At 62.8% G+C, this 22,790-nt stretch carries 29 protein-coding genes and 1 pseudogene; 13 read left to right on the plus strand and 17 right to left on the minus strand.

What is annotated here, in order from left to right:
- Positions 1 to 11 precede the first annotated feature (11 nt).
- On the plus strand, positions 12 to 842 hold the full coding sequence (mazG, locus tag JHD77_RS16250; protein WP_191519290.1) for a nucleoside triphosphate pyrophosphohydrolase: 831 nt from the start codon (positions 12 to 14) through the stop codon (positions 840 to 842).
- A gap of 42 nt (positions 843 to 884) precedes the next feature.
- Here the strand turns inward: mazG and lpxO2 are convergent, their stop codons facing one another.
- Entirely contained in the window at positions 885 to 1,823 is a 939-nt protein-coding gene (gene lpxO2 / locus JHD77_RS16255) for a lipid A hydroxylase LpxO2 (protein ID WP_003086047.1), read from the minus strand.
- 232 nt (positions 1,824 to 2,055) lie between these two features.
- On the opposite strand from lpxO2, the gene JHD77_RS16260 reads away from it, so the two are divergent.
- Together JHD77_RS16260 and JHD77_RS16265 are read left to right on the plus strand one after the other, a co-directional pair.
- Positions 2,056 to 2,595: a DUF2058 domain-containing protein gene (locus JHD77_RS16260; protein ID WP_003086049.1), complete on the plus strand. Its 540-nt coding sequence runs from the start codon at positions 2,056 to 2,058 to the stop codon at positions 2,593 to 2,595.
- A gap of 187 nt (positions 2,596 to 2,782) precedes the next feature.
- Complete coding sequence (locus JHD77_RS16265) at positions 2,783 to 4,111, plus strand: Wzz/FepE/Etk N-terminal domain-containing protein (RefSeq protein ID WP_023088492.1); 1,329 nt, start codon at positions 2,783 to 2,785, stop codon at positions 4,109 to 4,111.
- A gap of 40 nt (positions 4,112 to 4,151) precedes the next feature.
- Here the strand turns inward: JHD77_RS16265 and JHD77_RS16270 are convergent, their stop codons facing one another.
- The 4 genes from JHD77_RS16270 to JHD77_RS16285 all read right to left on the minus strand — a co-directional run bounded on the left by JHD77_RS16270 (position 4,152) and on the right by JHD77_RS16285 (position 5,267).
- Positions 4,152 to 4,343: a hypothetical protein gene (locus tag JHD77_RS16270; RefSeq protein ID WP_003454532.1), complete on the minus strand. Its 192-nt coding sequence runs from the start codon at positions 4,341 to 4,343 to the stop codon at positions 4,152 to 4,154.
- Between the two features lie 92 nt (positions 4,344 to 4,435).
- Positions 4,436 to 4,762 (minus strand): Rho-binding antiterminator, encoded by a 327-nt coding sequence (locus JHD77_RS16275; RefSeq protein WP_003102410.1) that lies wholly within the window; start codon positions 4,760 to 4,762, stop codon positions 4,436 to 4,438.
- 5 nt (positions 4,763 to 4,767) lie between these two features.
- Positions 4,768 to 5,022, minus strand: a complete 255-nt coding sequence (locus JHD77_RS16280) for a DUF2024 family protein (protein WP_003086057.1) — start codon at positions 5,020 to 5,022, stop codon at positions 4,768 to 4,770.
- Positions 5,023 to 5,033: 11 nt separating this feature from the next.
- Positions 5,034 to 5,267 carry a glutaredoxin family protein gene (locus tag JHD77_RS16285; RefSeq protein WP_003086058.1) on the minus strand — a complete coding sequence of 78 codons (234 nt, stop codon included), beginning with the start codon at positions 5,265 to 5,267 and terminating at the stop codon, positions 5,034 to 5,036.
- Positions 5,268 to 5,381: 114 nt separating this feature from the next.
- On the opposite strand from JHD77_RS16285, the gene JHD77_RS16290 reads away from it, so the two are divergent.
- The gene (locus JHD77_RS16290) at positions 5,382 to 5,942 is read left to right on the plus strand and encodes a MarR family winged helix-turn-helix transcriptional regulator (RefSeq protein ID WP_003086060.1); all 561 of its coding nucleotides are present in this window, start codon (positions 5,382 to 5,384) and stop codon (positions 5,940 to 5,942) included.
- 53 nt (positions 5,943 to 5,995) lie between these two features.
- Here the strand turns inward: JHD77_RS16290 and JHD77_RS16295 are convergent, their stop codons facing one another.
- From JHD77_RS16295 to purM, 3 genes are read right to left on the minus strand one after another with little or no spacing between them, the layout of a single operon-like run.
- Positions 5,996 to 6,712 carry a DUF3108 domain-containing protein gene (locus tag JHD77_RS16295; RefSeq protein WP_003102406.1) on the minus strand — a complete coding sequence of 239 codons (717 nt, stop codon included), beginning with the start codon at positions 6,710 to 6,712 and terminating at the stop codon, positions 5,996 to 5,998.
- Positions 6,705 to 7,373, minus strand: coding sequence for a phosphoribosylglycinamide formyltransferase (gene purN / locus JHD77_RS16300; RefSeq protein ID WP_003102402.1), 669 nt, complete (start codon positions 7,371 to 7,373; stop codon positions 6,705 to 6,707). Before purN ends, JHD77_RS16295 begins: the two co-directional genes overlap by 8 nt.
- Positions 7,373 to 8,434, minus strand: coding sequence for a phosphoribosylformylglycinamidine cyclo-ligase (gene purM, locus JHD77_RS16305; protein WP_031755595.1), 1,062 nt, complete (start codon positions 8,432 to 8,434; stop codon positions 7,373 to 7,375). The genes purN and purM overlap by 1 nt, the downstream gene beginning before the upstream one ends.
- Positions 8,435 to 8,647: 213 nt before the next feature.
- On the opposite strand from purM, the gene JHD77_RS16310 reads away from it, so the two are divergent.
- Together JHD77_RS16310 and hda are read left to right on the plus strand one after the other, a co-directional pair.
- Complete coding sequence (locus JHD77_RS16310) at positions 8,648 to 9,685, plus strand: DUF2066 domain-containing protein (protein WP_015503398.1); 1,038 nt, start codon at positions 8,648 to 8,650, stop codon at positions 9,683 to 9,685.
- Between the two features lie 201 nt (positions 9,686 to 9,886).
- On the plus strand, positions 9,887 to 10,591 hold the full coding sequence (hda, locus tag JHD77_RS16315; protein ID WP_003102398.1) for a DnaA regulatory inactivator Hda: 705 nt from the start codon (positions 9,887 to 9,889) through the stop codon (positions 10,589 to 10,591).
- A gap of 176 nt (positions 10,592 to 10,767) precedes the next feature.
- On the opposite strand, the gene JHD77_RS16320 is transcribed toward hda, so the two are convergent.
- Genes JHD77_RS16320 through arsC form a run of 3 tightly spaced genes read right to left on the minus strand, consistent with a single transcriptional unit; the run spans position 10,768 to position 12,135 of the window.
- Positions 10,768 to 11,187: a DUF2069 domain-containing protein gene (locus JHD77_RS16320; protein ID WP_003102396.1), complete on the minus strand. Its 420-nt coding sequence runs from the start codon at positions 11,185 to 11,187 to the stop codon at positions 10,768 to 10,770.
- Between the two features lies 1 nt (position 11,188).
- A complete protein-coding gene (wrbA, locus tag JHD77_RS16325; RefSeq protein WP_003102394.1) occupies positions 11,189 to 11,785 on the minus strand; it encodes an NAD(P)H:quinone oxidoreductase in 597 nt (198 codons plus the stop codon).
- Positions 11,782 to 12,135: an arsenate reductase (glutaredoxin) gene (gene arsC / locus JHD77_RS16330; RefSeq protein WP_003112580.1), complete on the minus strand. Its 354-nt coding sequence runs from the start codon at positions 12,133 to 12,135 to the stop codon at positions 11,782 to 11,784. The genes wrbA and arsC overlap by 4 nt, the downstream gene beginning before the upstream one ends.
- Positions 12,136 to 12,259: 124 nt before the next feature.
- Between arsC and JHD77_RS16335 the strand changes: the two genes are divergently transcribed.
- Both JHD77_RS16335 and JHD77_RS16340 read left to right on the plus strand, forming a co-directional pair.
- Entirely contained in the window at positions 12,260 to 13,495 is a 1,236-nt protein-coding gene (locus JHD77_RS16335) for a YihY family inner membrane protein (protein ID WP_003117099.1), read from the plus strand.
- A 158-nt stretch (positions 13,496 to 13,653) separates the two neighbouring features.
- On the plus strand, positions 13,654 to 13,839 hold the full coding sequence (locus tag JHD77_RS16340) for a hypothetical protein (RefSeq protein ID WP_191519464.1): 186 nt from the start codon (positions 13,654 to 13,656) through the stop codon (positions 13,837 to 13,839).
- A gap of 10 nt (positions 13,840 to 13,849) precedes the next feature.
- On the opposite strand, the gene JHD77_RS16345 is transcribed toward JHD77_RS16340, so the two are convergent.
- Positions 13,850 to 14,233 carry a hypothetical protein gene (locus JHD77_RS16345; protein WP_003109947.1) on the minus strand — a complete coding sequence of 128 codons (384 nt, stop codon included), beginning with the start codon at positions 14,231 to 14,233 and terminating at the stop codon, positions 13,850 to 13,852.
- A 344-nt stretch (positions 14,234 to 14,577) separates the two neighbouring features.
- Here JHD77_RS16345 and JHD77_RS16350 point away from each other — a divergent pair, with 344 nt between their 5' ends.
- Together JHD77_RS16350 and JHD77_RS16355 are read left to right on the plus strand one after the other, a co-directional pair.
- Positions 14,578 to 15,042: a TlpA disulfide reductase family protein gene (locus JHD77_RS16350; protein ID WP_003102387.1), complete on the plus strand. Its 465-nt coding sequence runs from the start codon at positions 14,578 to 14,580 to the stop codon at positions 15,040 to 15,042.
- Positions 15,042 to 15,317, plus strand: a complete 276-nt coding sequence (locus tag JHD77_RS16355; protein WP_003102385.1) for an acylphosphatase — start codon at positions 15,042 to 15,044, stop codon at positions 15,315 to 15,317. The genes JHD77_RS16350 and JHD77_RS16355 overlap by 1 nt, the downstream gene beginning before the upstream one ends.
- A 16-nt stretch (positions 15,318 to 15,333) precedes the next feature.
- Here JHD77_RS16355 and JHD77_RS16360 read toward each other — a convergent pair whose 3' ends face one another.
- Together JHD77_RS16360 and JHD77_RS16365 are read right to left on the minus strand one after the other, a co-directional pair.
- Positions 15,334 to 16,290 (minus strand): hypothetical protein, encoded by a 957-nt coding sequence (locus JHD77_RS16360; protein ID WP_003102379.1) that lies wholly within the window; start codon positions 16,288 to 16,290, stop codon positions 15,334 to 15,336.
- Between the two features lie 8 nt (positions 16,291 to 16,298).
- Positions 16,299 to 18,014 (minus strand): proline--tRNA ligase, encoded by a 1,716-nt coding sequence (locus JHD77_RS16365; RefSeq protein ID WP_003109948.1) that lies wholly within the window; start codon positions 18,012 to 18,014, stop codon positions 16,299 to 16,301.
- A 107-nt stretch (positions 18,015 to 18,121) separates the two neighbouring features.
- On the opposite strand from JHD77_RS16365, the gene JHD77_RS16370 reads away from it, so the two are divergent.
- Positions 18,122 to 18,529: a PaaI family thioesterase gene (locus JHD77_RS16370; RefSeq protein WP_003086091.1), complete on the plus strand. Its 408-nt coding sequence runs from the start codon at positions 18,122 to 18,124 to the stop codon at positions 18,527 to 18,529.
- 63 nt (positions 18,530 to 18,592) lie between these two features.
- Here JHD77_RS16370 and JHD77_RS16375 read toward each other — a convergent pair.
- Positions 18,593 to 19,922 (minus strand): annotated as a pseudogene (locus tag JHD77_RS16375) (OprD family porin).
- A 718-nt stretch (positions 19,923 to 20,640) separates the two neighbouring features.
- On the opposite strand from JHD77_RS16375, the gene JHD77_RS16380 reads away from it, so the two are divergent.
- Both JHD77_RS16380 and JHD77_RS16385 read left to right on the plus strand, forming a co-directional pair.
- Complete coding sequence (locus JHD77_RS16380) at positions 20,641 to 21,069, plus strand: HIT family protein (RefSeq protein ID WP_003086095.1); 429 nt, start codon at positions 20,641 to 20,643, stop codon at positions 21,067 to 21,069.
- Positions 21,070 to 21,279 (plus strand): SlyX family protein, encoded by a 210-nt coding sequence (locus tag JHD77_RS16385; RefSeq protein ID WP_015648240.1) that lies wholly within the window; start codon positions 21,070 to 21,072, stop codon positions 21,277 to 21,279. It begins immediately after the preceding gene.
- 48 nt (positions 21,280 to 21,327) lie between these two features.
- Here the strand turns inward: JHD77_RS16385 and JHD77_RS16390 are convergent, their stop codons facing one another.
- Both JHD77_RS16390 and JHD77_RS16395 read right to left on the minus strand, forming a co-directional pair.
- The gene (locus tag JHD77_RS16390; RefSeq protein ID WP_015648241.1) at positions 21,328 to 21,942 is read right to left on the minus strand and encodes a cold-shock protein; all 615 of its coding nucleotides are present in this window, start codon (positions 21,940 to 21,942) and stop codon (positions 21,328 to 21,330) included.
- A 213-nt stretch (positions 21,943 to 22,155) separates the two neighbouring features.
- Positions 22,156 to 22,626: a Dps family protein gene (locus JHD77_RS16395; RefSeq protein ID WP_003086103.1), complete on the minus strand. Its 471-nt coding sequence runs from the start codon at positions 22,624 to 22,626 to the stop codon at positions 22,156 to 22,158.
- Positions 22,627 to 22,790: the final 164 nt, after the last annotated feature.

Raw genomic sequence — 22,790 nt, forward strand, 5'->3', positions numbered from 1 at the left:
CCGAGATACCCATGTACCGACTCGACGACCTGCTCCACCTCATGGCGCGCCTGCGCGATCCCGAATTCGGCTGCCCCTGGGATCTCCAGCAGAGCTACGCGACCATCGTCCCGCACACCCTGGAAGAAGCCTACGAAGTAGCGGACGCCATAGAGCAGGGGGATTTCCCGCAATTGCGCGAGGAACTGGGCGACCTGCTGTTCCAGGTGGTCTATTACAGCCAGTTGGCTCGCGAAGAGGATCGCTTCGCTTTCGAGGAGGTGGTGGACGGCATCACCCGCAAGCTGATCCGTCGACATCCCCACGTATTCCTCGATGGCGATCTCTATGGCAAGCCCGATGCGGCGAAGCTGGCCGAAGCGGCGGTCAAGCAGCGCTGGGAAGAACTGAAGGCCGAGGAGCGTGCCGCCAAGGCCAAGGAGCCGCAGCAGTTGTCGCTGCTGGATGACGTTCCTGTCGCCCTGCCGGCGTTGTCACGGGCGGCGAAGCTGCAGAAGCGCGCGGCGCAGGTCGGCTTCGACTGGCCGGAAGCGCTGCCGGTGGTGGACAAGGTTCGCGAGGAGCTGGACGAAGTCCTCGAGGCGATGGCAGAGGGTGACGAGGGTGCCGTGGGCGAGGAGGTTGGCGACCTGCTGTTCGTCGTGGTCAACCTGGCCCGGCATCTCAAGGTCGATCCGGAGGCTGCTCTGCGCCAGGCCAACGGCAAGTTCGAGCGGCGATTCCGGTTCATCGAGCGGAACCTGCGCGAAGCCGGCCGGAAAGCCGAAGAGTGTTCGCTGGAGGAACTGGACAGCCTCTGGGGCGAGGCTAAGAAAGCGGAGAGGAGCGCGCCCGGCTGTTAATGGGAAAATTACCGTGGCAGCCGGGCTGCCACGGCATCTGAATCAGCCGAAGATCCAACGATAGAGGATGACCAGCAGGATCACCGCCAGCACCGGGCGGAGGATTCGGTAGGCCTTCGGGTAGGCGCGTTTGAAGCGCTTCACCTGGGCGCCGATGGCATTGCCGCCGCGAATGGCGACCGAGTAGGCCTGGTTGATGCTGCCGACGCGTTCGCCTTCGACGTTCTGCGGTGCGGTCGCACGCCCGAGAATGCCGCTGATCCAGCGATTGAGGCGGGTCAGCAGGCGGGAGCGGAGCGGCCGCTCGATATCGCAGAAGAGAATCACCCGGGTCTGCTCGGTCTCGTTCTTCACCCAGTGGACGAAGGTTTCGTCGAACATCACGTCTTCGCCATCACGCCACGCGTAGGGCTGGCCGTCGACGTAGATGCGGCAGTTGTCCGAATTCGGCGTGGACAGGCCGAGGTGATAGCGCAGCGAGCCGCCGAAGGGGTCGCGGTGCGGATTCAGGTGGCTGCCGCCGGGAAGCAGGGTGAACATCGCGCCCTTGACGTTGGGGATGCGGCTCACCAGCTCTACGGTCTTCGGGCAGAGCTGCTGGGCGGAGGGCAGCGGGCCGTCGTACCAGGTCAGGTAGAAGCGCTTCCAGCCTTTCTTGAAGAACGAGCCGAAGCCGGCTTCGTTATTGTTCAGGGCAGCCCGGATATAACCCTCGTCGAACAGGTTGAGGGCTTCTTCGCGGATGGTTTGCCAATTGTTCTTCAGTTCGTCCAGCTCCGGAAAACGGCTGCGATCCAGATAGGGCTTCGAGGGAACGCTGGAGAACAGGTACATCAGCGAGTTGTAGGGGGCGAACCAGGCGGAGTGGTTGACCAGTTGGCGCAGGAAGGGCAAGCGCGCGCGCCCACGGAAATGGACGAACAGGACGCTGGCGACGAACAGGCCCACCAGAGTGACTTTTACCAGGAGAGAAACGCTCATGCCTTGCTTTCCATGCCTTCGATATCAGGGGCCGGGAGGAGTGCCTGCGGGTGCTCGGGACGGTAGGGAGGGGTCTCCAGGGCATGCGTGGCAGTTTGCGAGCCGCCGAGACTTGCGTTGAGGCGGCTGAGGCTGGAGGATTATACCCCCTGCGAGGGCCGGCTGAACCCCAGTCGGCTGGAAGATTATGCCGCACCCCACCGGGCGTGCCACGCGAGCGAGTCGTTGACGAATGAGCATGTCATTGCGTGACCAGTTGCTGAAAGCCGGGCTGGTCAATGAGAAACAGGCCAAGCAGGCCACCAAGCAGAAACAGAAACAGCAGCGCCTGGAGCACAAGAACCAGGTCGACAAGGACGACTCCCAGCGCCAGGCGGCGGAGCAGGCCAAGGCGGAAAAGCTGGCGCGCGACCAGGAATTGAACCGCCAGCAGCAGGAAAAAGCCGAGAAGAAGGCCAAGGCCGCGCAGATCAAGCAACTTATCGAAGGGACGCGCCTGCCCAAGCTGGAAAGCGACGACTACTACAATTTCGTCGACGCCAAGAAGGTCAAGCGGATCGCGGTCAACGACCTGATCCGCGACAAGCTGAGCCGAGGCAGCCTGGCTATCGTCAGCTATGACGGACGCTACGAGATCGTGCCCCGGGATGCGGCGGTGAAGATCCAGGAGCGCGATCCGCGGCGGGTGGTGCTGCTCAACGTACAGAGCCAGGAGCCGGACGAAGACGATCCCTACAAGGACTATGTGGTGCCCGACGATCTCATGTGGTGAGGTCCGCATCTGGAGTGTCGCTTGACCGGTACGGATGCCGGTCAACTACCAATTCTGGAATGCGAAGCAGTTCTAAAATAACTACCGATGATTTCGTTTCGATAGCATAATGCTTTTCCTCAGAAATCTCCTACGGTTGCCTTTGCGTGCATCTGTGGGCTAGCCGCCTATCGAAAAGGACGTTGGTATGCCTTCCTCACAGCTTCCGGGGGCTTCGCCCTCGGAGATCGATCTCGTTCAACTGTTCCAGCAATTGTGGGCGTCGAAATGGCTGATAGCGCTGATCGCAGCCTTGGCGACCGCCGCTGCGCTCGCCTATGCGCTGTTGGTCGTTCCGACCTACCAGGTGGATGTCCTGTTGCGGCCTATACAGACCAAGGCCCTGGAGGCTGTCAACATCGAAGGTCTTTACGCCATGACTCCGCGGGAAGCGTTGGAGCGCGTCGGCAACGAGCTGGCAGCCTACTCCGGCAGGCTGGAGTATTTCGAAGCCCATCCAGAGCTATTCCAGCAATTGAACACCGAGGGCCTGTCCCCCGAGCAGGCTTTCTGGAAGTTCAACCAGGATGCCTTCAGCATGCAGCAGACGGACTTGAAGACGGCCCCCCAGGCGGCGCCTTTCTTCCGCTTGTCCATGCAGTATCCCCAGGGCATGGATGGTGCCGCCATTCTCAACGGCATGCTCGCGTCGACCATCGAGAACGAGCGCCAGCGAATCCTGGACGACCTCCAGGCACGTATCGACGGTCGCCTGCAATTCCTCGAGCAGGATATCGAAGGCAAGCGTGCCAGTTACCAGGCTAGCAAGGAAGGCAAGATCGCCCGGTTGCTGGAAGCGGACAGCATCCGGCGGGCTGGCTTGGAGGATGAACTCAGGGCGTTGCGCGGGCGGCTGAAGATGGTGCGCGACTCGCGTATCCAGCAGCTCAACGAAGCCATCCAGATCGCCACGCGGCTGGGGATCGTCAAGCCGACGACCCCGGGCGCACTGGGAGAGGTCGGGCAGGATGGCTCGCGCAGCGTTTTCCGCACCGAGGTGAATAACCAGCAGATTCCCCTGTATTTCATGGGCGTCGATGCCTTGACCGCCGAGCGCGATACCTTGCTCAAACGCAAGGGCGATGACTTCACCGAGCCCCGCGTGGCGACGATCCAGCAAGAGCTGAAACAGTTGGAGAACAACCGTGAAGTGCAATACCTGCAGGCTCGAAAGGGCGAGGAGCGTTTCTTCGAAAACATCGACAAGCTGCGTGGAGAGCAGGCGCGTCTACAGACCTTGAGGGCAAGTGACCTTAAGATCGAACTGGTACGGGTCGACCAGAAAGCTGCAACGCCTCTGAGGCCGATCAAGCCACGCAAGGCTCTAGTGGTGGCCTTGGGCCTCCTGGGTGGGCTGGCGCTCGGCGTGCTGGTGGCTCTGGTTCGGGCGATGTTGCGTGCCCCACGGCAACGGGTACAGGAAGATAGCCTGCCGCCGGGAGTCGTCAGCCTCGACCGGAGCCTTTCAGGGACCTGAGACCAAAGGTGCGCCCCCGAAGTACGCGGGGGCGCATGGTTCAGGCCGATTTACCTATCTGTCGCAGTTCTTCTTCTTTCTCCAGCTTGATCCGATAGGCGTGGGCGTCATCCTCGTTATGGAAGACGCCAACCAGCAGTCCCTGCTGATGCACGTCCCAGCAGCGGCGGCCAAGCGCACGCAGCTCGCGGGATTTGTGGTCATCGTCACGCTCGGTCACTGTCACACTCATTTTTCTGCTCCAGGGTTGATCTGCATCAAGGCAAATTCAGCCTATTTCAATAGCAGGCTAATCAAATAGCCCTGGAATTGAGAAAAACCTTTTCAGTTTCCAAGGTGTGAAGATGGCATGCCGGATGCTCTGGAACAGGCCTCTTCCCTCAGGCGTATGCGGCCGAACAAGGCCGCTTCCGTGAGGGCGCTAATCGCCAACAGGCGATCCAGGCGCAGCAGCAGAGTCGCTCCTTCGACGGCCACCTCAAGGTATTCCTCCTTGCCGCCGCCTGGCCGAACGGCCCGGGTATGCGTCGTGCGCGCCTCGGCTTCGAAGCGAACACCGTCCTCGAGTTCGAGGAGCAACCGGTAGCGGTAGAGGCAGGCGATCTCCAGGTAGTCATGGAGATCGCAGGCGATTGGGCGGTAGCTGTCCATTGGCCTCAACAGCCTTCCAGGGGAAGGATGTAATGGCCATGGAGCCGAATGGCTTCGGCAACCTCTGCTGTCGCAATCTCGCTATGGCAGTAGCTGCAATGCCCCTGGCTGATATCGGCCTCGTCTATGCCTCTTCCGGCGAGCCAGCGTCGAGCGAACTCGCCGGCGCGAGCCCCCAGCTCCTCCGTGACCAGGACATCGAAGTGCAGGTAGCGGCCGTCGCGGGTTCGCACATGGGTGTCGAAGATCTTCACCTCCATGGCCGTTCTCCTTATTTCAGATCGCTGAGCGCCGCACCGAAGTTAAGGTGCAGTACCTGTCCATCGACAACCAGGGCAGGAACCGACTTGACCCCGGCCTTTTCCGCCTCGGCGATGCGTGCCGATTGTTCGGCGAGATGGACCACTTCGATGTCCACCTGCTTGCGATCGAGCAATGGCAGCAAGGAACGTTCGGCTTCGACACAGATTGCGCAGCCGGCGTGGTAGTAGATGGCTTTGGTCATGCTGATTCTCCTGTGGGAATTTAGTATCGATACGATACGTTTTCAGCCTAAACAAGGGCGACCTCTTTGTCAAACATGTTTTTAGTCGATACTATATTGGCAAGGAGGTATCCCATGTCCGCCATCGCCCTTTACGATTACCTGGAAAGGCTGACCAGCCTGATGCGTGCCTGGTCCCGCGAGCAGCCGCTGGTGGCTGAGCTGCAGCCGGTGCAGTTGAGCGCCTTGCATTACCTGGCGCGTTGTAATCGCTATTCGGACACTCCGCTGGGCGTGACCGAATACCTTGGCTTGACCAAGGGCACAGTGTCGCAATCGCTCAAGGTGCTGGAAGGGAGGGGGCTGATCAGCAAGCTGCCGGATGCGCGGGATCGGCGCAGCGTTCATCTGCGGCTGACCGATGCGGGGCGCGCGCTGATCGAGGCGGTGATTCCGCCGCAGTTCCTCGAGCAGGCCGTCACGGCACTGGGCGAGAAGGGCGAACACTTGCAAGGCTTGTTGCGTGATCTTCTGGTCGTCATCCAGCGTCAGGAGGATGTGCCTGGTTTCGGCCTTTGTCGGTCCTGCCGGTTCCATCAACGGCGTGCGGGCTCGCCCTTCTGCGGTCTAACCGGGGAGCCGTTGAGCGCTGTCGATGCCGAGCTGATCTGCCGCGAGCACCAGGCCTGCGGCTGACCCGCGGGCAATAAAAAACCGGGCAATGGCCCGGCTTTTCGTGGGAGAGGGGGTCAGCTCTTTTCACCAGTGACGGTCTTGCCGTCGATGGTGCCTTCCTTGAGCATGATCTGGTATTCCTTGCCGTCGGTTTCCATCTGGTACAGGCGGACCAGCAGGTAGTCCCAGTCCTTGGCGAACCAGAGGATGGTCTTGCGGTTGCTCTTGCCCGGATCACGCACGCGCTCGACCTTGATCGCGTTGATCAGGCCGGCCTGGGTGCGTACCTTTTCCTCGCCGAGAACCCGGAAGTCGTAGGTATCGACATCCTCGCCCTCGATGATCTGGTAGCTCATGCTCTTCTTGCCGTCGGCAACGTCATGCTGCAGGACCAGTTGATAGGTGGACTTGTCCAGTTGACCGCGATTCAGGGGTTGCCGCACCGCATCGCCGCGGTCGCTGCCGAGCACCTGCTTCTGCGACCAGTCGAAGTCCAGTTCGATCTGCTTGCCTTTGCCCAGACCCTGGCGGGCGAAGCGGTAGGTCTGTGGCAGGAAGGTGTCGTTCTCGACCTTGAAGGTGCTGACTTCGTTGAGACTGGCCAGCAGCATGGAGGCCTCGAAGTCCAGTTGCCAGCGGCCGTCGGCGAGAGCCTTCAGGCTGCGCGAGGCATTGCCGCTGATGGGCATCTGTTTCCAGTCGGCGGTATAGCTGGCGGTAAACGGCTTCAGCTCGAAGGCATAGGCCGGCAGGGTCAGCAGCGTCAGCAGGAACAGCATGGCTTTACGCATTGCGAATCTCCTTGGTGCGAATCTGATGGCCGGTGGCAGGCAGGGCCTGGCCATCCAGCAGGGCGCCCTGTTCGCCCAGGCGCAAGCGGCCCTCGGCGAACCAGCGCATGGCCAGCGGGTAGATCCGGTGTTCTTCCTCGTGAACCCGTCTGGCCAGGCGTTCCGGCGTATCTTGCGACTCTACCGGGATTACTGCCTGTACGACCAGTGGCCCCCCGTCGAGTTCCTCCGTCACGAAGTGCACGCTGCAACCGTGCTCGCGGTCGCCGGCTTCGAGGGCGCGCTGATGGGTATGCAGCCCTTTGTGGCGCGGCAGCAACGAGGGATGGATATTCAGCAGACGCCCCTGGTAATGGCGAACGAAATCGGCGCTGAGGATGCGCATGAACCCGGCAAGGATCACCAGGTGCGGTTCATGGGCATCGATCCGTTGTGCCAGGGCCTGGTCGAAGCTTTCGCGATCGGCATAGGCCTTGTGATCGAGCACCTCGGTCTGGATGCCGGCCTGGCGTGCGCGTTCCAGGCCATAGGCGTCCGCGCGGTTGGAGATCACCGCGCGGATCCGGGCCGGCGTGGCGCCGTCCCGGAGGCTGTCGATCAGCGCCTGCAGGTTGCTGCCGGAGCCGGAAATCAGCACCACGACATTGCAGAGTTTCGGCATCAGTGGTTTTTCAGATTGTTCAGGACCACGCGCTCGGCGTCCGCGCCGCAGGTTTCGATGCGACCGATCTGCCAGGGTTGCTCGCCGGCGGCACGCAGGACTTCCAGGGCTTTCTCGGCGTCGCTCTGGGCCACGCAGATGACCATGCCGACGCCGCAGTTGAGTACGCGATGCATCTCGGTCTCGTCGACGTTGCCCTGTTCCTGCAGCCAGTCGAATACCGCCGGACGGTTCCAGCTGGCGACATCGATCACGGCCTGGGCGTTGTCCGGCAGGACGCGCGGGATGTTGTCCAGCAGGCCGCCGCCGGTAATGTGAGCCATGGCCTTGACCGCGCCGGTCTGCTTGAACAGTTGCAACAGCGGCTTGACGTAGATGCGGGTCGGCGCCATCAGCAGGTCGGCCAGCGGCTTGCCGTCGAGTTGGACCTGCTCGATGTCGGCGCCGGAAACCTCGATGATCTTGCGGATCAGGGAGTAGCCGTTGGAGTGCGGGCCGGAGGAGGGCAGGGCGATAAGCGCGTCGCCGGCCTGGACCCTGGAGCCGTCGATGATCTCGGCCTTTTCCACGACGCCGACGCAGAAGCCGGCCAGGTCATAGTCTTCGCCTTCGTACATGCCGGGCATTTCGGCGGTCTCGCCGCCGACCAGGGAACAGCCCGCCAGTTCGCAACCCGCACCGATGCCGGTAACTACGGTGGCGGCGACGTCGACGTTGAGCTTGCCGGTGGCGTAGTAGTCGAGAAAGAACAGCGGCTCGGCGCCGCAGACCACCAGGTCGTTGACGCACATCGCCACCAGGTCCTGGCCGATGCTGTCGTGCTTGTTCAGGTTGAGCGCCAGGCGCAGCTTGGTGCCCACCCCGTCGGTGCCGGATACCAGCACCGGCTGCTTGTAGCCGGCCGGGATTTCGCAGAGGGCGCCGAAGCCGCCGAGGCCGCCCATCACTTCCGGGCGTGCGGTGCGCTTGGCCACGCCTTTGATGCGTTCCACCAGGGCTTCGCCGGCGTCGATGTCCACACCAGCGTCCTTGTAGCTCAACGAGGGTTGCTTGCTGCTCATAAATCCAGGCCTATAGGGGTAATTCGGAGATCGGCCGGCCGCCCAGGCGTGCAACGCTGTTTGCCGGTTTTGAAGGCGCGCGATTTTATCAGGCTTGCCACGCAGCGGCCATCTCGGTTGCCGCTGGACGGACTGCTGTTTAAGGTATAGGTCCACTTGCGCGGCCTTCACAGCTCGTCGCCGCCGTTCCCATCCGTTCGTCGAGAGCCCTCCATGCGCATAGCCCGACTCTTCGTTCTCTGTTTTTCCCTGCTAGGCTTGCCCGTCTTCGCGGCAACGGTCCCCAATCTCTACCAGGTCCACGAGCCGGTTTCGTCGCAGCAGCCCGGGGAGCGCGATGCCGGACTGGTGCGAGCCCTGCAGACCCTGCTGGTGCGCCTGACCGGCAATCCGCAGGCGCCGCAGAATCCGGCATTGGCGGGGTACCTGAAGGATCCGCAGCAACTGATCAGCCAGTACGCCTTCGAAAATGGTCCGCCGCTGGCGCTGGTGGTCGATTTCGATCCGACCGCCACCGGTAATGCGCTGCGGGCCGCCGGCCTGCCGAGCTGGGGCGCCAACCGGCCGGCGGTGCTGGCCTGGTGGCTGAACGAAAGCGCCGATGGCAGCTCCCTGGTCGGTGACAACCAGGCCTCGGCCGAACCGCTCAAGCGTGCGGCGCAGAACCGCGGCTTGCCGTTGCGCCTGCCTCTGGCGGATCTCGACGAACAGATCGTCGGTACCCCGGAGAACCTCACCGCCGCCCAACCCGATGCCCTGCGCGCAGCCTCCGAGCGTTATGCCGCCGATGCCTTGCTGGCAGTGGACGCCAAGGAGGCGGACGGCAAATGGCAGGCGCAATGGCGGCTGTGGATGGGCGATTCGCGAGAGCAAGGCCAGGCTGAAGGCGCTACGCCCGACGCGTTGGCAGACAGCGTGATGCTGGCCGTCGGCAACCGCCTGTCTACCCGTTTCGTTGCCACGCCGGGAGCGGCGACCGGCCTGACCCTCCAGGTCCAGGGCGCGACACTGGCACGCTATGCCGAGTTGCAACGCCTGCTCGATCCGTTCGGCGCGCGCCTGGTAGGCGTGCGGGGCGACCGCCTCGACTATTCCGTGAAGGCCAGTCCCGAGCAATTGCGTGCCCAGCTGGGCCTGGCGCAGTTGCAGGAAGTCCCGGCCGACAGCGTACCGGTGGATGCGTCCGGCCAGCCCGCAGCGCCCAGCGCGGCGGTACCGTCGTCGACCCAACTGAATTTCCGCTGGCAGTGAGTCGGCGCGCCGATCCGCTCCTATGCAACGGAGCGGGCCGGCGCGCGACCGGCCGATGCTCTGGGCAAGGAGCCTCGGCTATCGGCAAACCTTTGATTTTGCTTGCCTAGTTGCTCATTGTGCGGCCTTGCCGAGGCGTATAAACTTTGCAGCCTTTACGGTGACTCCTGCGGCGTTTTCGGATTGTCCGCCCAGCCTGGCATGAAACCTATTCAGCTTCCCCTCAGTGTGCGTCTGCGCGACGACGCCACCTTCGCCAACTACTATCCCGGTGCCAATGCCGCGGCACTGGGATATGTCGAGCGTTTGTGCGAAGCCGAGGCTGGCTGGGCGGAAAGCCTCATCTACCTCTGGGGACACGACGGCGTCGGCCGCAGCCACCTGTTGCAGGCGGCCTGCTTGCGTTTCGAGCAGTTCGAAGAGCGAACCATCTACCTGCCGATGGCCGATCTGGTGCAGTACGGCCCGGAAATCTTCGACGATCTCGAGCAGTGCGAGCTGGTCTGCATCGACGACCTGGATGTGCTGGTTGGCAAGCGAGAGTGGGAAGAGGGGCTGTTCCACCTGTTCAATCGACTGCGCGATACCGGTCGGCGCCTGCTGCTGGCGGCATCGAAGTCGCCCCGGGAGCTGCAGGTCAAGCTGCCGGACCTGAAGTCCCGCCTCACCATGGCGCTGATCTTCCAGTTGCACGGTCTTTCCGACGAGGACAAGCTTCGTGCCCTGCAACTGCGGGCATCCCGTCGTGGCCTGCATCTGACCGATGAAGTCGGTCGTTTCATCCTCAACCGCGGTTCGCGCAGCATGAACTCTCTGTTCGATCTGCTGGAGCAACTGGATCGCGCTTCGCTCCAGGCTCAGCGCAAGCTGACCATTCCTTTCCTCAAGGAAACCCTCGGCTGGTAAGCGTCGACAGTCCGTCGGCGAACTCCCGCATGGCCGTGCCGCAGTCCTTGGGTTTCGCTTGCGGCAGGAAGTGACCGCCTTCTATCCGTCTCTCCATCCATGCGCCGGCAATACTGGAGCGCTGTCCGCAGGCTTCCCGGCGGTCGGCAGGGCAGGAGGGGGCTCCTGCCTTACCATCAGCGTTCCCCGGCGACCCGTCGGTCGTACTGGAATCGCCAGCGCGTATAGAGCAGCGCGGCGCAGAACAAGGTCACGCTGAGTAGCACTTCGGCCCAGCCGAACAGGCGCTGCGTGGGATCGAAGGCGGCGAGTACGCCGAGGATGAAATACAGGTTGACCACGTAGCAGGCCCAGGCATGCCCGCGCGCGCTGCCCATGAGCAGTCCGGGGGCCACCACCAGCAGCGGCAGCAGCTTGAAGGCGAGGACCAGCCAGGGCACCCAGCTCGCCGCACCATGGGCGTCCGCGTAGATCAGGTCGCGAATGAGGATGAGCAGGACCAGGCCGACGAAGCTTCCCAGGCTGATGGCGCGGCTGAGCGCCAGGCGCGGCTGCAGCCACACTACTTCGGGCAGCGGTTTGTTCTTGCGGGCCATTTCAACTCCCCAGCTTGCCGGCGGTTTCCGCCAGGCGTTTGCCCAGCGCGCGACACAGGGTCAGTTCGTGCTCATCGAGGCTGCGCTTGCCATCGGCGCCGGCGAAGTGGCTGGCGCCGTAAGGCGTGCCGCCGCCGCGGGTTTCCAGCAGGGCGGGTTCGCTGTAGGGAATGCCCAGGACCAGCATGCCGTGGTGCAGCAACGGCAACAGCATCGATAACTGAGTGGTCTCCTGGCCGCCGTGCAGGCTGGCGGTGGAGGTGAAGACCGCTGCCGGCTTGCCGACCAGGCCGCCGGTCAGCCATAGGCTACTGGTACCGTCGAGGAAGTATTTCAGCGGGGAAGCCATGTTACCGAAGCGGGTCGGGCTGCCGAGGGCCAGGCCCGCGCAGTTCTTCAGGTCCTCCAGGGTTGCGTACAGCGCCCCCTCCGCGGGGATGTCCGGGGCGACCGCTTCGCATTCGGTGGATACCGCGGGAACCGTGCGTACGCGCGCCTCGAAGCCGCCCTGTTCGACGCCACGGGCGATCTGCCGGGCCATTTCCGCGGTAGCGCCATGGCGACTGTAGTACAGCACCAGGATGTAGGGACTGCTCAAGCGAGGATCTCCAGGACTCTTTCCGGAGGCCGGCCAACCACCGCCTTGTCACCCGCGACCAGCACCGGGCGCTCGATCAGCTTCGGATGCCTGGCCATTGCCTCGATGATGGCCTCTTCGCCAAGACTGGGCTCATCCAGGCCGAGGGCCTTGTATTCGTCCTCCCCGGTCCGCAGCAACTGGCGGGCGGGAATGCCGAGCTTGGCCAGGATCGCTTTCAGCTCGGCGGCGCTCGGCGGGGTTTCCAGATAGCGCACCACCTGCGGTTGCAGGCCGCGGGCTTCGAGCAGTTCGAGCGCTGCGCGGGATTTCGAGCAGCGCGGATTGTGCAACAGGATCAGTTCGCTCATGTCAGGGGTCGCATGGCCGGTGAAGTGACGGCTATTCTAACCGCCTCGTCGACCAGGACTGAACCCGTCGGCGCGAAGTACCGCCCCGAGAGGCGAAGAACCGGCGCGACTTCAAGGAGAGGGCATGCGCGAACATTTCAACGATGGGGTCGAGTTCGCTCGCTTCCTCGCTCATCGCTTCGTCACCGACAAGGCTCCCAACAGCGCGGCGGCGCTGACCTACACCACGTTGTTCGCGGTAGTGCCGATGATGACGGTGATGTTTTCCATGCTTTCGCTGATTCCGGCATTCCATGGCATGGGCGAGTCGATCCAGACTTTCATCTTTCGCAATTTCGTGCCCTCCGCTGGAGAAGCGGTGGAAACCTACCTGAAGAGTTTCACCACCCAGGCCCGGCACCTGACCTGGGTCGGGGTGGTCTTTCTGGCAGTCACCGCCTTCACCATGCTGGTGACCATCGAGAAAGCCTTCAACGAGATCTGGCGGGTTCGCCAGCCACGCCGCGGTGTCGGGCGGTTCCTCCTCTACTGGGCGATCCTCAGCCTGGGCCCATTGTTGCTGGGGGCCGGCTTCGCCGTGACCACCTACATCACTTCGCTGTCGCTGCTCCATGGCCCGGACGCGTTGCCGGGCGCGGAGACGCTGCTGGGGCTGATGCCGCTGGCGTTCAGCGTGGCGGCCTTCACCCTGCTCTATTCGGCGGTCCCGAACGCCCGGGTCCCGGTGCGCCATGCCCTGATGGGCGGCGTGTTCACCGCGGTACTGTTCGAAGCCGCGAAAACCCTGTTCGGGCTGTACGTAAGCCTGTTTCCCGGCTACCAGTTGATCTACGGTGCCTTCGCCACCGTGCCTATCTTCCTGCTGTGGATCTATCTTTCCTGGATGATCGTTCTGTTCGGCGCGGTGCTGGTCTGCAATCTCTCTTCTTCCCGTCTCTGGCGGCGGCGCTCGCTGCCCAAGCTGATCGTCCTGCTCGGCGTGCTGAGGGTGTTCCACCAGCGCCAGCAGCTTGGACAGTCGCTGCGCCTGACCCACTTGCATCGTGCGGGTTGGCTGTTGCCCGAGGATGAGTGGGAGGAACTGCTGGACTTTCTCGAGAAGGAGCAGTTCGTCTGTCGCGCCGGCGGAGGCGAGTGGGTGCTGTGCCGGGATCTTGGCGCCTACAGTCTGCATCGCTTGCTGAATCGCTGCCCCTGGCCCATGCCTAGCCGAGAGCGCATGCCTGCGAATCTGGACGAGGCGTGGTATCCGCCGTTCCAGCAGGCCATGGAGCGCTTGCAGGTGGAGCAGGAGGCGCTGTTCGGAGAAAGCCTGGCCCACTGGCTGGCGGACGGAACCTCGGGAGCGAAGGTGACGTAAAGTGTCAGTTTGCGGCGAACGATGTGCATGAGGCGCTGCATGCTGCCGGAGGAACCCCAGCAAGCGCAGGGAAAGCGCTGTTGGCACGCTTCTGGCAAACCCTCGTGTGACAGTCGTTTCACTCCGTAGTTCCGCCGAGGTTCCCGTTCATGCTCCCAATGTCGAACAAGGTCGTCCATTTGCATCACAAGGATGAGCAGGCAGCGCTTGAGCGTTTGAACCGGATTACCGGGCTGCAGTTCAGCAGTTGGCCGGAGTCGCTGGTGCCGGCGCGCAGCGTCAACGAACCGTCGCCTGAGAAAGCGCGGGACGAACCCCTGCTCGATCAGGTGCGCCAGGGCTGAGCGATCCGGCTCAAGCTTCGGACACCTGCTGGGACCTGTTTTCCTGCTCCACCGCTTGTACGAAGAACTCCTCCACGACCAGTCGGGAAAAGGCCGTCGCCGACTTCAGGCGTACCTGCATGTTCTCCACTTTCTGCCGTACGGGCAGGCGGGCAATGCCGGAAAGCAGGATGCGTTGCTGGCGGTCGATTCGTCCGTGATCCACCGCCACTTCGCGCTGGCGCCCGCCATCCAGATAGCTGACCACCAGTGACACCAGCAGGTCGCAGGCATCCGGAAGATGTAGCCAGGCGGCAATGTTGTAGTCCGCGACCAGGCCCTCGTGGGCTGTCAGGGTCGGGCGTGCGGCATCCACCAGGTGTGCGGGGACGCTTCCGATCAGATGGTCTTTCATAAGCAGCAGTGTGTCCGTTTAAAAGGGCTTCGGACTCGTCGCTCTCGACTTCTCCCCAAGTCGATCCTGCCGATGCCTGGGCATACGGCCGGTTGAGTCGTCGTGTCGTGTGTGGCACGCGGATTATAGGGGTGGTCCTTTGCGTCAAACTGTGCGGTTCGACGGCGATCGTCGTGACTCTCCTCGCACTTTGTGCCTTGTAGGAAGTATCGGGGCTTCTTCTTCCCATATTCGTCTCCACTCGGTTTTGCAGAGGTGGATGGCTTCCAGTAAGGTCTCGCCATAGTGCCGCGCCGGGTTGCCCTGGTCCGGCCGAAGTTTTCCTGACTCGAGAGGTTCCTGACATGGGGAGTTGGCTACGCCCGCTGGGCGCTGCTGCGGTGTTGTTTCTCGCGGGCTGTTCGGCGGATTACGGAGTCGACCAGGACGGGCGTCCTGTCGCTGCGGAGCAGTTGGACGGGCATTGGCTGGTGGTCAATTACTGGGCTGACTGGTGCGCGCCCTGCCGGACCGAGATTCCGGAGATGAATCGCCTTGCGCAGGTGCTGGAAGGGCAGGGCGGGCGCGTCATTGGCGTGAATTTCGATGGCCTGCGCGATGCCGAGTTGAAGAAGTCGGCCGATGGCATGGGGATTCGCTTCACCGTGCTGGCCGATGATCCGGCGCCTCGCTTCAAGCTCCCTCGCAGCGAAGCGTTGCCCGTCACCTATATCGTCGATGCTCGGGGGGAAATGCGTCAGCGTCTGCTGGGCGAGCAGACGGCCGATGGCATATTGAAACAGCTCGAGGCTTTGCGGGAGGGACGCTGATGGCGAGGATCTGCTTGCATGCCTATGTCGGCGGCCGGGTACAGGGCGTCGGTTTCCGTCAGGCGACCCGGGAAGAGGCTGATCGCCTCGAACTCGACGGTTGGGTGCGAAACCTGGATGACGGGCGTGTCGAAGTCGTCTGGGAGGGCGAGGAGGACCGGGCGAAAGCCTTGGAGCGATGGCTGGGGCGGGGCCCGCGGCACGCGGAGGTCTCTGCGGTCGAGGTCGAGCAAATGCCGCTGCAGGGGATCGCTGGCTTCGTCGTCCGTCGCTGACGAGGCGAGTTCGCCGTCAGGGCGTCTCGCCAGGGTCCGCGGCCAGGCGACCGGCATCCCGGAGCAGGGCATGCATGAACTGCTGCTGCAGTTCGGGGTCGTTGCGCGTGAGCTCGATCAGGCTCTGTTCCAGTTCGCTGGCTTCTTCTTCCAGGCCCAGCTCCGCGAGGCGTTTCACCCGATGGACCCAGTGGTGGACGTCATCGCCTTCCAGGTCGTCATAGATCAGGGCGTGAGCTTCCAGGAGCTTGCCGCGCAGGCTGCGGCTGACGCGGAGGCTGGCATCGGCGCGGGTACCATCCTGTGGGTCGCTCACCGAAAGGTGTATCTGCGAGATGCGGCTGATGTCCTGTTCGGCGAAGGGGCTGTCGAGCAGGTTGAGGCGCAGCACGCCATGACGGTCGGTAAGCAGTTCGTTGAGTTCCTTGCCGGAACTGACCAGGACCGGACGCTCCGCCCAGGGCAGGCTGGAGTATTCCAGGCGCTTGTCGCGCTGTTTCTCGTCGATGCTCGCGAGATTCTGTTCGGCGCGACCGTTGGATTCCACGTTCATGAACGGATTCACCCCGGCCAGTCCGTAGTTGATCCAGCCGTGGGTGATGTTGTCCGGTACGCTGCCGAAGGTCACCACGTTGACGATGTTCGCTCCGACGCCGGCCACCAGCGCCACCGCGCCCAACGGGATCTCGTAGATCTCCCGCCAGGCCTGGTACGGCGTATAGCGGTCGTAACGGCGCGTCACCTCGAACTCGGTGACCTCGAAGGACTTCTGGTCGTTGATCCGGACCCGGCGCTGCGGCAGTTCGAGCACATCGGGCTGGCCGACATCGACTTGCAGGGTGTGTTCGAGCAGCTTCCGCTCGACGCGCTCCTCATGCTCGCTACGCTGCGGCAACTGGTTGGCGCAGCCGCTCAGCAGAAGGCCGCCGCACAGGGCGGCGGCGAATAGGCGCAGGGGTCTTCCGGTGGGCATCGTTACGCTCAGCGGCTGAGTTTTTCGGTGATGAACGACATCAGTTCGCCGATCGGCAGGTTCTGCGACTCGCTGTCACGGCGGCCCTTGTATTCCAGGACGCCTTCGTTGAGGCCGCGGTCGCTGATCACGATGCGGTGGGGAATGCCGATCAGCTCCATGTCGGCGAACTTCACCCCGGGGCTGGTCTTCTTGTCGCGATCGTCCAGCAGCACTTCGAAACCGGCTGCGGTCAGCTCGGCATAGAGCTTGTCGGTCGCCTGCTTGACGCTCTCGGTTTCGTACTTCAGCGGTACCAGGGCGATCTGGAACGGCGCCAGTGCGCTTGGCCAGAGAATGCCACGCTCGTCATGGTTCTGTTCGATGGCGGCGGCGACCACGCGGGATACGCCGATGCCGTAGCAGCCCATGATCAGGTTGACCGGCTTGCCCTGTTCGCTCAGGACGTTCAGCTTCATCGCTTCGCTGTACTTGGTACCAAGCTGGAAGATATGACCGACCTCGATGCCGCGCTTGATCACCAGGGTGCCCTTGCCGTCCGGGCTGGGGTCGCCTTCGACGACATTGCGCAGGTCGGCGACCTCGGGCAGCGGCAGGTCGCGCTCCCAGTTCACGCCGAAGTAGTGCTTGTCCTCGATGTTGGCGCCAGCGGCGAAATCGCTCATCAGGGCGACGGAGCGGTCGACGATGCAGGCGATCGGCAGGTTGACCGGGCCCAGCGAGCCGGGGCCGGCGCCGATGGCGGCACGGATCTCGGCCTCCGACGCGAATACCAGCGGGCTGGCGACCAGCGGCTGGTTGGCGGCCTTGATTTCGTTGAGTTCGTGATCGCCGCGGACGATCAGGGCGACCAGGGTGCCTTCTTCGGCGCCATGCACCACCAGGGTCTTGATGGTTTTCTCGATCGGTAGCTGGAAGCCGTCCACCAGGGCCGCGATGGTCTTGGTGTTGGGCGTGTCGACCAGGCGCATGTCCTCGGTGGCGCTGCCGCGGGCGCTCTCGCGCGGCACGGCTTCGGCCTTCTCGATGTTCGCGGCGTAGTCGGAGCTGTCGCTGAAGACGATATCGTCCTCGCCGGAGTTGGCCAGCACGTGGAACTCATGGGAGCCGCTGCCGCCGATGGAGCCGTTGTCGGCTTGCACGGGACGGAAATCCAGGCCGAGGCGGGAGAAGATCTTGCTGTACGCCTGGTACATCCCGTCGTAGGTCTGCTGCAGCGAGTCCTGGCTCAGGTGGAAGGAATAGGCATCCTTCATGATGAATTCGCGTCCGCGCATCAGGCCGAAGCGCGGGCGGATCTCATCGCGGAATTTGGTCTGGATCTGATAGAAGTTGATCGGCAGTTGCTTGTAGCTGTTCAGCTCGTTGCGCGCGAGGTCGGTGATCACTTCTTCGTGGGTCGGGCCTACGCAGAATTCGCGCTCGTGGCGGTCCTTCAGGCGCAGCAGCTCAGGGCCGTATTGCTCCCAGCGCCCCGACTCCTGCCACAGCTCGGCCGGCTGCACCGCCGGCATCAGCACTTCCAGGGCGCCGGCAGCGTTCATTTCCTCGCGGACGATGGTCTCGACCTTGCGCAGTACCCGCAGGCCCATTGGCAGCCAGGTGTAGAGACCCGAGGCCAGGCGACGGATCATGCCGGCGCGAAGCAGCAGTTGATGGCTGATTACCACCGCGTCGGCGGGGGTTTCTTTGAGCGTGGAAAGCAGATACTGACTGGTACGCATCTTTGGCCGTTATGTCGGTTGTATCGGGAGGAATGGCTGGGCATTGTACGGTGCCGGTCTGGCTGCGTACAGGGCGCCGGCCATCGATGATGAGGAGTCAGCAGGCAATGAACGCGGCGCAGGTACAGGCGTTGATCCGCATGGGGCTGCCCATGGCCGAGGACATCGATTTTCGTGTCGAGCGTCTCGACGAACGACATGCGCTGGCGCGCATACCTTTTCACGGCAAGCTGGTGCGTCCCGGTGGAACGTTGTCCGGCCCGACCATCATGGCGCTGGCCGACGCGGCGATGTACGCGGTCATTCTCGGGCGTCTCGGGGCGGTCGAGATGGCCGTGACCTCGAACCTGAACATCAACTTCCTCAGCAAGCCCAGGCCCGAGGACCTGTTGGCCGAGGCGAGCATCCTCAAGCTGGGGCGGCGCCAGGTCGTCTGCGAGGTCGGAGTGTTTTCGCAGAGTAATGAGGAAGACCTGGTGGCCCATGTGACCGGTACCTACGCCCTTCCTTTATAGGCGCGTTGCCGCCGAGAAGAAAAAACCCGGCGATGCCGGGTTTTTTCGTTGCCTGTCGGTCGATTACAGGATCGACAGCGGATAGTCGACGATCAGGCGGAACTCGTTCTGGTCGCCTTCACCTTCGTCGGCATTGGCGCGGTGCCAGGCCTGGCGGATACGGAACGACAGGTCCTTGGCCGGGCCGGCCTGGACGACGTACTTGGCTTCCAGGTTGGTCTCGTGGTGCTTGCCGTCCTCGCCGTACAGGCCCGCGTAGGAGGAACTGGAGTCGACCTTGGTGCCGTCGATGTCCTTACCGTTGATGTAACGAACCATGAAGGTCAGGCCGGGAACGCCGTAGGAGGCCATGTTCAGGTCGTAGCGGGCCTGCCAGGATTTCTCGCCGGGGCCGTTGAAGTCGGAGTACTGCACGGAGTTGGCGAGGAAAATCGAGTCACCGCCGCCGCCGGAACGGTTCTCGCCGAAGCCGATGTAGTCGAACGGCTCGTCGCCATGCACCTGCTGGTAGGCCAGGGTGAAGGTGTGCGCGTCCAGGGTGTACGCGCCGGCCAGGGACCAGGCGGTGTTGCTGATGTCGCCGGCCTTGGCTTTGCCTTCATCGGTGGTGCGGTAGATGTTGAAGTCGAAGCCCAGCGACTGGTCGGATGCCAGCGGGATGGTGTAGTTGGTGTTCAGGTAATACTGGCGATAGATGTCTTTCAATTCGGCGCCATACAGGGAGGCGCTGAGATTGTCGGTGATCGCGTAGCGGCCGCCGGCGAAGTCCGCGCTCTTGGCGGTCTGACCTGCATAGGTTGCGTAGAGTTCGCCGCGCGACTTGGTGGTGGTGCCCTGCTTGCCTTCGGTGAAGTGGCCCGCTTCGAGATCGAGCCCTTCGAATTCACTGCTCTGCAGTTGGAAGCCGGTCGCGGTCTGCGGGAACAGGCGGCTGCCGCCGGCGGCGAAGACCGGCGCGGTAGGTTGCATTTCGCCCCACTTCAGCATGGTCTTGGAAATGCGCACCTTCAGGGCGCCGCCAGCGCGGCTGTAGTCGTCGCGCGGCTTGCCGTCGTTCATCACCGGCAGGTTGCCGGTGCCGGTCTTGTCCGAGGTGCCGTCGAGCTTCAGGCCGAGGTAGCCGAAGGCATCGACGCCGAAGCCCACGGTGCCTTGGGTGAAGCCGGATTCATAGGTGGTGAGGAAGCCTTGGGTCCAGTCGACGCGGTCCCCGCTGCCGCTCTTGCCGTCACGGTTGAAATAGTAGTTGCGGAGCAGCAGGTCGAGGCTGCTGTCTTCGATGAACCCCTTCGCTTCGGCCTGATCGCTGACGAATGCGTCGGCCACGGCGAACTGAGTGCTACCTGCGGAAGGAAACCGCCAGTGCAATGGCGCTCCACTTCATCACTTTCATTGTGATTGCTCCTTTGGTTTTGAAATTATCTCTGCCATCACAGTGCCGCAGTGACGGCTAGTTCTTCTTGTCGGCGCTAACTTATAGCACGCAGTGTTTCTTGGCGATAGTTGAGGTTCCGAAGCGACGGATTCTTTACGGCGTTGTCGCAAAATTGCATGACGTATGTCGCATCTGCGTAGGTGCGCAGTTGAAAAAATGACGTATGTCGCGGGCTTGGTCACTCTTGTTGAGGTCGCTTCTCAAGTCGCTTTTCCCGATTGGCGGGGTCTTGTAATAAAAATGTCATGTTCCGTACGGCCCCTCTTACTGTGATGAAAGAGGTATAAGCAAACTCCGTGCACAAATTGGAAAACGGCTTCGCCTATGTATTCCAGTTGGTCTCTTCGAGAGCGAAGCTATTCTGTTTGAAAGCAAACGAATCATGCCTTGAAACCTGTTTGTAATCCGTCTGCTTCAAGGGTTGGTTGCCATCGAGTTGTCTGTGGCGAATGCGTTTGTATCCACGGCATGTCTTATGTTCGGCATCGCGCTGTATTCATTCGACCGGCATCTTATGGGGCGTTCGGCAGGAGAGGCGCGCCAAGCTGGGGCGGTCGGATGTGCGGGCTTGCTTTGGCCGGGCGGCGAAGTATCCTGCGCGGCAGTTATGGCGGGTCCCTTCTCGGAAGGAGGGGCTAAGCTGTCCATGAATGACGGTCGAACAGGAGAGGTCAGTATGTTCGCTTTGGATCCCCGGCTGGAGCAGGACACCCTGTTGCTCGGCGACTTTCCCCTCAGCCGCCTGCTGCTGATGAACGATGCCCGCTATCCGTGGTTCATCCTGGTGCCGAGGCGGGAGGATGTCACCGAGCTGTTCCAGCTCGATGTCGATGACCAGCAGGCGCTGTGGCGCGAGGCCACGCTGCTGGCAGAGGTGCTCAAGGACACCTTCCGTGCGGACAAGATGAATGTCGCTAACCTGGGCAATGTGGTCAGCCAGCTCCACATGCACGTGATCGTCCGGCGACGTGGCGACGACGCCTGGCCCGGCCCTGTCTGGGGGCGCCATCCGGCTCAGCCTTATTCTTCCGAGCAGGTCGAGGCGATCCGCGGCAAGTTGCGGATGGTGCTGACCGATGGCTTCCGTTTTGCCGGGGAGGCCTAGATGGAGCTGGGCGCGCGCATGGATGACCTGGAATGCCGCCAGGCTTTCCAGGATGACACTTTGCAGGCTCTCAACGATGTGGTGGTCGAGCAGCAGCGCAGCATCGAGCGACTGCAGCTTCAGGTCGCGGCATTGATCAAGCGTCTGGAAGACGTCCAGGGGCTGGTGGGCGAGGCGGGGGAAGACGAAGCGCCTCCTCCCCATTATTGAATGCACAAAAAACCCGCCGTTCGGCGGGTTTTCTGTTTTTCGCGGCGGTCAGCGGCGGGAGGCGATTACGTCTTCCGCCTGCAGGCCCTTGTCCCGTTGTACCACCGAGAACTCCACGCGCTGGCCTTCGATGAGGATGCGGTGGCCTTCGCCGCGAATCGCTCGGAAGTGGACGAAGATGTCCTCGCCCGAATCGCGGGAAATGAAGCCGAAACCTTTTGAGGTGTTGAACCACTTCACGGTACCGGTCTCCCGGTTGCCGCTGTCCTGGCTGCCGCCGAGGGCCGTCGGGGCGCTGGCGCTGTGCGAGACCGGTTTGCCGGGCTTCAGGCTGCCCGCCAGTTGCAGGGCCGTGGCCAGCACCAGGCTTAGCAGGGGCAGGACGATCGCCGGCTGGTCGGCGATGGTCGGCAGCGGCGCCAGCAGGATCAGTGCCTGCAGGACGACGCCCAGGACCAGCAGGGCGGCTGCGCCGGCCTGCAGCGGGCGGGTTGGATGTGACGATTGCAGTACGGGAGCGAAGAGCAGGTTGATCAGGCCCAGAATGGCCAGGTAGATGGCATCGGGATGTTGCAGGAAGGGTGTGGCTTCGGTTCTTAGGCTGGGAATGAAGGACAGCAATAGGGCGGCGACGCCCGTGACCAGAAGGACGATTTTCAACATGTCAATGAGTTCACCTTGATGGGGTAACGATCAAGTAGCCGGACAGCGCTTCGGTGCATGAAACGAAAGGTGCGGAAGGACGGCCGGCCTATGCGTGTGACGCACGGCGGCTATTTAACAGGAAAGCAGGAGGCTACTCAAATCAAGCGGTTGGCGCCGGAGGGGAGGGCGGGGCCCTGAGGCGGGCCCCGCTTTCTATCGAGCGATCGACGATCAGCTGGCGAGAAGGCTGCGCAACATCCAGGCGGTCTTTTCATGTACCTGCATGCGTTGGGTGAGCAGGTCGGCGGTGGGTTCGTCGCTGACCTTGTCCAGCAGCGGGAAGATGCTGCGGGCGGTGCGCACCACGGCTTCCTGGCCCTGGACCAGTTGCCGGATCATCTCCTCGGCTTCCGGCACGCCTTCCTCTTCCTTGATGGACGACAGGCGGGCGTAGGCGGCGTAGGTGCCGGGCGCCGGGAAGCCCAGGGCCCGGATGCGCTCGGCGATGTCGTCCACGGCAACGGCCAGTTCGGTGTACTGACCTTCGAACATCAGGTGCAGCGTATTGAACATCGGGCCGGTGACGTTCCAGTGGAAGTTGTGGGTTTTCAGGTAGAGGGTGTAGGTGTCGGCCAGTAGCCGCGACAGGCCCTCGGCAATGGCTGCGCGATCCTGTTCGCCGATTCCGATATTGATTTCCATGGCGTTCTCCTTTCAGTCGGCCTTGTGAATGGGGCACTCCGAAACAGTTGGAGTGAGGCTAACACAGGGTTTTTCCCAGCGCTCTTGGTCTATGTCAAAGGCGGCGATAGGGAGAATCTATTCCGACTGCCCGGTCAAGCGAATGGTTCGCAGGGTGCGGCGAA

Origin of the sequence: Pseudomonas sp. P20, from assembly GCF_016463925.1 — a bacterium.
GTDB classification, from domain to species: domain Bacteria; phylum Pseudomonadota; class Gammaproteobacteria; order Pseudomonadales; family Pseudomonadaceae; genus Pseudomonas; species Pseudomonas aeruginosa.